Annotated in this window: 7 protein-coding genes and 1 pseudogene; 4 read left to right on the top strand and 4 right to left on the bottom strand. The window is 67.7% G+C overall.

Annotation, left to right across the window (positions count from 1 at the left end):
• The 3 genes from DD1DGNOD_RS02050 to DD1DGNOD_RS30445 form a co-directional block, all read left to right on the top strand.
• Positions 1-548, top strand: a 548-nt coding sequence (locus tag DD1DGNOD_RS02050) for an acyl carrier protein (RefSeq protein WP_241255403.1), incomplete at its 5' end; no start/stop codon positions are given.
• Positions 545-1,450 carry a thioesterase II family protein gene (locus tag DD1DGNOD_RS02045; RefSeq protein WP_131764872.1) on the top strand — a complete coding sequence of 302 codons (906 nt, stop codon included), beginning with the start codon at positions 545-547 and terminating at the stop codon, positions 1,448-1,450. The genes DD1DGNOD_RS02050 and DD1DGNOD_RS02045, both read left to right, overlap by 4 nt.
• 320 nt (positions 1,451-1,770) lie before the next feature.
• Complete coding sequence (locus DD1DGNOD_RS30445; RefSeq protein WP_131769312.1) at positions 1,771-3,690, top strand: protein kinase domain-containing protein; 1,920 nt, start codon at positions 1,771-1,773, stop codon at positions 3,688-3,690.
• A 185-nt stretch (positions 3,691-3,875) separates the two neighbouring features.
• Here the strand turns inward: DD1DGNOD_RS30445 and DD1DGNOD_RS02035 are convergent, their stop codons facing one another.
• Positions 3,876-4,229 (bottom strand): HepT-like ribonuclease domain-containing protein, encoded by a 354-nt coding sequence (locus tag DD1DGNOD_RS02035; protein ID WP_131764870.1) that lies wholly within the window; start codon positions 4,227-4,229, stop codon positions 3,876-3,878.
• Entirely contained in the window at positions 4,226-4,771 is a 546-nt protein-coding gene (locus tag DD1DGNOD_RS28590; protein ID WP_131764869.1) for a helix-turn-helix domain-containing protein, read from the bottom strand. The genes DD1DGNOD_RS02035 and DD1DGNOD_RS28590 overlap by 4 nt, the downstream gene beginning before the upstream one ends.
• A gap of 522 nt (positions 4,772-5,293) precedes the next feature.
• On the opposite strand from DD1DGNOD_RS28590, the gene DD1DGNOD_RS30440 reads away from it, so the two are divergent.
• Positions 5,294-5,422: a hypothetical protein gene (locus tag DD1DGNOD_RS30440; protein ID WP_283234643.1), complete on the top strand. Its 129-nt coding sequence runs from the start codon at positions 5,294-5,296 to the stop codon at positions 5,420-5,422.
• Positions 5,423-5,778: 356 nt separating this feature from the next.
• On the opposite strand, the pseudogene DD1DGNOD_RS28585 reads toward DD1DGNOD_RS30440, so the two are convergent.
• Together DD1DGNOD_RS28585 and DD1DGNOD_RS02015 are read right to left on the bottom strand one after the other, a co-directional pair.
• Positions 5,779-6,324, bottom strand: a pseudogene (locus DD1DGNOD_RS28585) (AAA family ATPase).
• Positions 6,325-6,390: 66 nt separating this feature from the next.
• Complete coding sequence (locus DD1DGNOD_RS02015; protein WP_131764867.1) at positions 6,391-7,542, bottom strand: epoxide hydrolase family protein; 1,152 nt, start codon at positions 7,540-7,542, stop codon at positions 6,391-6,393.
• Positions 7,543-7,674: the final 132 nt, after the last annotated feature.

The following is a 7,674-nucleotide window of genomic DNA, read 5'->3' as shown; positions in this document are numbered from 1 at the left end:
ACACGCTGCTGGGCGCCGGCGCCGGCGCCGGCGCCGGCGCCGGCGCCGACAGGTCGCTGTCGCTGCTGCTGGACGCGCTCGCCGGCCTGTTCACCGCCGGGGTGGACCTACGGCTGGAGGAAACAGCCGCACCGGGCGCGCGGTTCGTCGGTGACCTACCGACCTACGCCTTCCGCCGCCGGCGCTACTGGATCGACGAACCGGTCGCCACGACGGTCACGGCCGGGTACGCCGACACGGACGTCGTCCCGGCTGCGGTCACACCGGACGCACTTGCCAAGCGTGACGTCGAGGAGTTCCTGCTCGACGAACTGGCGGGCGTGCTGCGGGCCGAGGACGACCTCGACGCCGCGCAGACGTTCCTCGACGTCGGCGGTGACTCGTTCACGGCGATGCTGTTCACCAAGAACATCGAACAGCACTACCAGGTCGCCGTTCCGCTGGAGGAATTCGTGGCGGAGCTGCCGCTGTCTGCCCTGATCGGACGTCTCGCCGCATACATCGTGGACGCCCGGTCGCCCCTGCGTGAGCGGGAGCGGACGGCGTGAACCCCTTTGTCCGGCCACGCCCCGTGGAGCATCCCGCGCTGCGGGTCATCGGATTCCACCACGCCGGCGGCTCCGCCGCCGTGTACCACCCGCTGATCCACCAATTCCCCCCAGAATGGGATCTTCTCTTGCTCGACCTTCCCGGTCGCGGCAAGCGCCACGCGCAGACTCCGGTCGAGGACATGAACCAGCTTGTCGCCCGCGCCGTCCAGGACGTCCGCCCCTGGCTCGGGGGCCAAAGGCAGCGCGATCATGATTCTTCCGCGCCGCCGGAGGCCGAGGTCCGCGGGTCACTCAAGGTGCCCGTCGCCCTGTTCGGGCACAGCCTCGGCGCGATCCTCGCTTCCGAGGTCGGACGCGCCATGCAGGCAGCTGGGACGCCCCCGGTCTGGGTGGGTGTGTCCGGGCGCGTGCCGCCGGACACACCGGCGGGACGCCGCAGCTTGTGCGAGTTGGGGGATACCGCCCTGCTGGCGGAGCTGTCTGCGATGGGGGGCATGCCCGACCGTTTCGCCGAGCTACCGGAGTTCCGCGAGCGGTTCCTCCAGCTTGTCCGCGCCGACCTTCGGGCGGTCGACTCCTACCGGCCGGCGTCCGGCCGCGCGCCGCTGGCCTGCCCGCTCACCGTGTTCGGTGGCACAGCCGACACGTGGGCTCCACCGGAGATGATGGCCGGATGGAGCCGGGAGACACACGGGGAATTCCGCCAGCGTTATTTCCCCGGCGGGCACTTCTACTTTCTGGGAACGGCCTTCGCCGGTTTCGCCCGTTCGCTTGTCGCCGAGGTCACCGAGGTCACCGAGGTGGGCAGGCTGGCCAGCGCGGCGGATCGGATACCGTCCCGACGATCTCCGAGAGCGGGTGACGGAAAAGCGAATGTCGTGAATACGGCGGCCGGCTGACCCTCCCAGCGACCGCGGGGATCTCAGCATGGAGATCTCATGACGGACGTCTTCCGGCCCAGGAAACCGCCGAACAACACCTGTCTGGCTCGCGTGCCCCTGGCGGACCCGTGCCATCACCACCCACGCCATCGCGACGGGCATGGGTCCCGCCGCGCAGAGCCGATCCCGCCCGCGGCACACCCGTCACGGCGACCGTCAGGGATCCACGGCGGCTGTCCGTCCGTTATGGAGCTCCGGGCAGCTGTCTATAGTGGGCGGGGCGGGTCGCCGGTTACGGCGAGAACCCGCCAGATCATGGTCCGGGTGGGGGTCCAACCATGCAGCCGCTGAGGTCGGACGATCCCACCCAGGTCGGCCCGTACAAGCTGGTGGGACGGTTGGGCGCCGGTGGAATGGGCCGTGTCTACCTGGGACGCTCACCGGCTGGCCGCGCCATAGCGGTGAAGGTCGTCCGGCCCGAGCTCGCCGACAACCCGGAGTTCCGGGACCGGTTCGCCCGCGAAGTGCAGGCCGCTCAGGCCGTCAGCGGCGCGTACACGGCCGCGGTCATCGACGCCGACCCGACAGCCGAACGTCCCTGGCTTGCCACCGCCTACGTACCCGGACTGTCCCTCGCCGAGACCGTCCGCCGGACAGGCCCACTCCCCCAGACGTCGGTGAAAACGCTCGCAGCCGGGCTCGCCGAAGCACTCGCCGCCGTACACAGGGCCGGGCTCGTCCACCGCGATCTCAAACCGTCGAACGTGCTGCTAGCCACCGACGGCCCGAAAGTCATCGACTTCGGGATCTCCCGCGCGGCCGACGCCACCGGACTCACCCAGACCGGTGGTGTTCTGGGCTCACCCGGTTTCATGGCACCCGAGCAGATAACCGGCGGTGAGATCGGCCCGCCATGTGACGTGTTCGCCCTCGGCGCGCTCATCGCCTTCGCCGCGACCGGTAGAGAACCGTTCGGTACCGGCCCCACCCCGGCGCTGGTCTACCGGCTGGTCCACAGCGAGCCGACACTCGACGGCATCGACGGCGACCTGCGCGAACTCGTCACCGCCTGCCTGGCGAAGGACCCCGCCGCCCGGCCAGGACTGGCAGCCGTTCTGGCGCGGCTCACCGACCAGGATGAGGAAACCGCCGTCCTGCGCCCCGGTCCGGGCTGGCTGCCACCGCCGGTAATCGACGTTCTTCTCACCTACGCGGCGGCCCCCGCCGCGGCCCACCCGTCCGACGCTGGCCAGCCGCCTCCAGCTGCGCCCGCACCTCCAGCCCCAGCCACGCCCGCGTCCGCGTCCGGGGACGACCGAGGTCGCGGGAGTGATGAGGCTGCCGCGCCCGCGCCCCCAGCCATGCCTGCGCCGGCTCCCGCGTCCGTGTCCGCGTCGGAAACGAGCAATGACGGGCCTCACGCAAACCTCGGCCCCGGCGACATCGTGTCACCGGCCGAGGCGGCCACTGCCCAAGCCGAGGCAGCCACCGCCCGACCCGTGACGCGTGAACCTGCCGTGGCCCCGGCGACATCGCAAACCCGGCGCCGTCGCAGGACCCTACTGATGATCGGGGGCACCGCGCTCGTCGCAGCCCTTGTCGCAATCAGCATCGGCCTGGCCATAGCCACGAGCGGACCAGGTCGGCAGCTCGCAGCAGCCGGCGACGCACAGCCCGGACCCACGACGTCCGTCGCGCACCCCGCCGCGACTGCCGACTCGCCGCTGCCGGATCCGTCAGCGAATACATCCGCGGGTGCGTCCCCGGATATGTCCCCGACGGCAGCGACCGCACCGGGGGGCCTGGCAGGCGGCGAGCAGCCGGCCACCGCAGACGGCAGAGCAGCAGGCCAACCCGCACCGGCAACGACGCCCAGGGCGGGCACCGACCGTGGCTCCCCAGGCGGCAACATGCCGCCACCACCGCCGGTGGCCGGCCAACCGCCACCGGCCGCCCACGCGTTCAACTTCGCCGGGAACCTCAGCCGGTACTCGTGTGCGGACGAGGGGCGCCTGGCCTCCGCCCGCACCACGGACGGCGTCCAGGTCACGTTCGACAACCAGAGCCCCGAAACCGTACAGATCTACTGGCTGGACTTCGACGGCTCCCGCGTGGCCTACGCCCCGTCCCTTGCGGCGGGCAACGCCTACTCGAGCAACACCTACGTCAATCACCTGTGGCTCGTCGCCAACTCGAACGGCCGCTGCCTGGGTATCTTCACGGCCGGTAACACGGGCGGAAGAATCACCGTGCATTAGCCCGCCGAACAACCACGGAGCACGCGAAACACATCGGGCAAGAGCGTGCGCAGCACGATGCTGCGACGCAGTACCCAAACCGGCAACATGATTCGCAGCGTCTTTTCCGCCACGGCGGCATATCGTCCACATTTAGGGACCCTGCAGGCCCAATATCTGGCGCCCACAAGGTGTTTCGGCAGAGGTCATTCGTCCGTGCCAGCGGACTCATCGTCCAGGTGCTGACTCAGCCGCCTGACTGCCTGTTCCAGGTCGGGCAGATCGCGGTCGACGGTAGCCTGGAGGATCGCATGAGAGGTGTCGAAGTAGCGGTGGGCCAGGTGGTCGCGCATCCGTGCGATCTGCTTCCAGGGAATGTCCGGTTCAGCGTCGAGCAGGTCAGTGGGCAGAGCCTTGACGGCCTCGCCGATTTCGAGTAGACGGATTCGAACCGCATCGAAGACCAGACCATCCGAGAGACCGCCGCGCTGCAGGTGGGAACCGATTGCCTCGATCGCGGCGAGGATGTCGGACACCCGCTGACGATCCCGATAGGTCACAGCGCCACCTGTTCGCGCTCAACCCGCGCGCGGACCTCGGGCTTGAGGTCCCGTGCCGGGACCAGGTCGACCCGGACACCGAGGATGGTCTCCAACCCGTCCTGCACGCGACCGAGTCCGAGCAGTCCCAGGTCGGCAGGCAGGTCGGCAAGCAGGTCCACATCACTGTCGGGGCGGTCCTGGCCGCGGGCCACGCTGCCGAACACCCGCAAGTTCGACACCCCATGCGCTGCAGCCGCCGCAATCAATTCCCTCCGGTGGCGACGGACCGCACGCCCGACCGGCCCGGACAACATCTGTAGCCGGCACGGCAGCGGACGAACTCCCACGGTGAGCTCGAACCCGGTCGCCTCAATCAGCGCGGCCAACGTCGACACAGCCGGCTGCCGGCGCCCGGACTCATAGGCACTGATCACGCTCTGCGTCACTCCCGCGCGGGCGGCCAGCTCGACCTGAGTCAACCCCGCCCGGCGACGCGCGTCCCGAAGCACCGTCGCCGCCACATCACCGCCAGGGAGCACGTCCTCGACGATATCGCGCATCGTCGATATTGAACAAGCATCCGAAACGCTGTTGGTGCCTAAAACTTGGTCTGGGATTGTGACTTGGGACTTCTCGCGGGTGCGGGATCCCGGTCCATGTCTGACAGGGTCGGCGGCACAGCCAGGGCGGATGCGGACGGTCAGACGATGCTGTGGCCGGATCCAGACAAGTGAGCAACCTGTTGGAGATCGTCGTCCTGCTCCTGGACGACGGCACAGATTTGATCATCCATGCGATGCGGATACGGTCGAAGTACCGGGATCTCCTATCTTGATCACCAAGAGGCGTGTCATGGCAGGACAGCAGTGAAGACGTCTACATCGAACAGCGTGCTGGCGATCGACGAGCCGGTGGATCGACTGAGGCCGGTCGAGGTCGGACGTCCACGGCTGTGACCTGCCTTCCAGCCGCCGGAAGAAAATCCCGCGCACCCTACCTTCCTGACATCCGACCGGTCACAGACGGCTGGCATGCTTCATTCGACCAAAAAGCCGATGGGGTCCGGCTGAGCAGGGCGTGGCGTGGCGGATCAGCTACTCGTCGGGCGATTCGTCCGGTTTGCGGATCGTGACATCGCCGGGACGAGGCTCCCGACCGAGGACAAGGCGGTGGTGCTTTCGGCCATGCTCGACACAGGTCGGGAGGCGTAGATGTCCGTCGACAAAGGACCGGTCACCGGGCGGCGGGCTGTCTGCCGGTACGGAACCGAACGCTGCCTCGCCGCACCTACTCACGCCGCACTCGCCTTCATCAGTCATCGATACCCGATCCTTCTGCGGCTGAAGTCCCTCAGACCAGGCGATGGCGCACTCCACGGAGTCTGCCATCGCCTGATGGTAGCTATCCCGCCCAGGTGAGTCCGAGCTTTTCCCATGCGTGGAACGGGGACGTCCCCTGAAGATCAACCAGGAGTGAGGCTGCCAGCGGTCAGCGGCGTAGTTTTCGGCAGCGCTATGTGGCGCTGTAGTGTGTCGTAGACGGCAGTATACGGGGGATCCTGGCGTTCTCACCTCCAGGCAGCGATATATGTCTCGATCATGTTTGCGCGATCTGCCACCTCCCCTCGCGGGATATCCACCAGTTCATAGCCCAGCGCGAGATAAACCTCCTCGTGCAGACGTTCAAACTCCAGAGCGTCCACAAATGTGATCTTCCGGGCGGCGGTAGGCTCAATGAATCCGATGTTGCGGACAAAGAACACCCGGCGGTCATAGACGCGCTCACGCGTGATCCTGTCGATTTCTTCGGTGAGCACCGCCGATGGCGAGTAGCCGAGGTACAGGCTCAGCGCGAGGGTACAGACGGGAGAACGGTCGAAGACCTGTATGCCCAAGTCGGGACGAACCGATCCGACTTGCCACTGTCGCTACAGGCCGACGACCTTATCGATGAAGGTCGACCGCACCCACGGCTCAGCATCACCCTGCGCCTGCTCTGCCGCGATGACAGCTGTTGCCGCTTCATCGACCACTTCGTGGCCGCAATCCCATAAGGTTCGCAAAATTGTGGTCTTCCCAGCGCCGGGAGCCCCCGTCAGAATGTACCGCTTCATCAATGAAGTCGTACTACGGTTTGACGGTTCGGATTGGTTCGATCACCTTGGGATACGCCAGGCGATTCACCGGGGGACCGGCAACAACCGGAAGAAGGCTCGGACCTCGTCCACGAAGATGGCCGGCTGCTCGAACGCGGCGAAGTGGCCGCCGCGGTCCGGCTCGTTCCAGTAACGGAGGTCCCGGAAACGGGTCTCGACCAGGCGGCGGGACAGCCGGAACAGTTCCCGCGGAAAGATCGAACATCCGGTCGGGACGGTCACCAGCCCCTCGGGACGGTTCCGGAAGCTCTCCCAGTACAACCGTGCCGAGGACGCGCCGGCGGCCGGTAGCCAGTACATCATCACGTTGTCGAGCAGTTGGTCCCGGGTGAAGACCTTCTCCGGATGCCCGTCGCAGTCCGTCCAACCGTGGAACTTCTCCACGATCCAGCCGGCGAGCGCGGCCGGCGAGTCCACCAGGCCGTACCCCACGGTCTGCGGCCGGGTGGACTGCTGGGTCGAGTAGCCCGCCTCTTCCTTCCGATAACGCCTGCCCGCATCAAGCGACACCCGGTCCCGCTCGTCCAGCTCCCCCAACTCGGCCATGGCCACGCGGATGTCCACCGACGGCAGTGTCAGGTGCAGGCCGAGCACGGCGCCCGGATGGCGGACGGCGAGCGCGGTCGACACCATCGCTCCCCAGTCACCACCTTGCAGCGCGTACCGGTCGTAGCCCAGCACGGTCATCAGTTCCGCCCACGCATCAGCGATCCGCGGCACCCCCCAGCCGGTGCCGGTCGGCTTGTCGCTGAATCCGTATCCCGGCAGGGACGGCAGGACGAGGTGGAAGGCGTCGGCAGCGGAACCGCCGTGCGCGACCGGGTCGGTCAACGGCCCGATGACGTCCAGAAACTCCACGATCGACCCGGGCCAGCCGTGCGTCATCAACAGCGGCACCGCGCCGGCGTGCGGCGACGTCACGTGCAGCACATGGATACCCAGCCCGTCGATACTGACCTTCACCTGGTCCAGCGCGTTCAACCTGCGCTCGGTAGCCCGCCAGTCGTACTCTTCCGCCCAGTAGGAGCACAGCTCGCGCAGATACCCCAATGGGATGCCCTGGGACCAGTCGGGCACGGTCTCGCGGTCGGGCCAGCGGGTCCGGCGGAGCCGGTCGCGCAGGTCGTCCAGGTCGGCGTCTGGAATCTCGATACGGTACGGGGTCACCTCGGCCACGGGTTTTCATCCCTTCGTCGGCCCGTCTGCTCGTCGCGCGGAATGGTGGTTCACGATGCTGGACACGGTGTCGGGAGGGCGTCGGCGGCCGGTCTCGACAATACGCCTATTCGGTATCCCGACCCCGGACGG

It is taken from the genome of Candidatus Protofrankia californiensis (assembly GCF_900634765.1).
GTDB lineage: Bacteria > Actinomycetota > Actinomycetes > Frankiales > Frankiaceae > Protofrankia > Protofrankia californiensis.
The sequence above is the reverse complement of the archived record's forward strand: the minus strand, read 5'-3'. Positions and strand labels throughout refer to the sequence as shown.

What these genes read in the sequence shown, in the direction of transcription:
- DD1DGNOD_RS30445 (WP_131769312.1), top strand. Translation starts at nt 1,771, where the DNA reads ATGCAGCCGCTGAGGTCGGACGATCCCACCCAGGTCGGCCCGTACAAG.
- DD1DGNOD_RS28590 (WP_131764869.1), bottom strand. Translation starts at nt 4,771, where the DNA reads ATGCGCGATATCGTCGAGGACGTGCTCCCTGGCGGTGATGTGGCGGCG.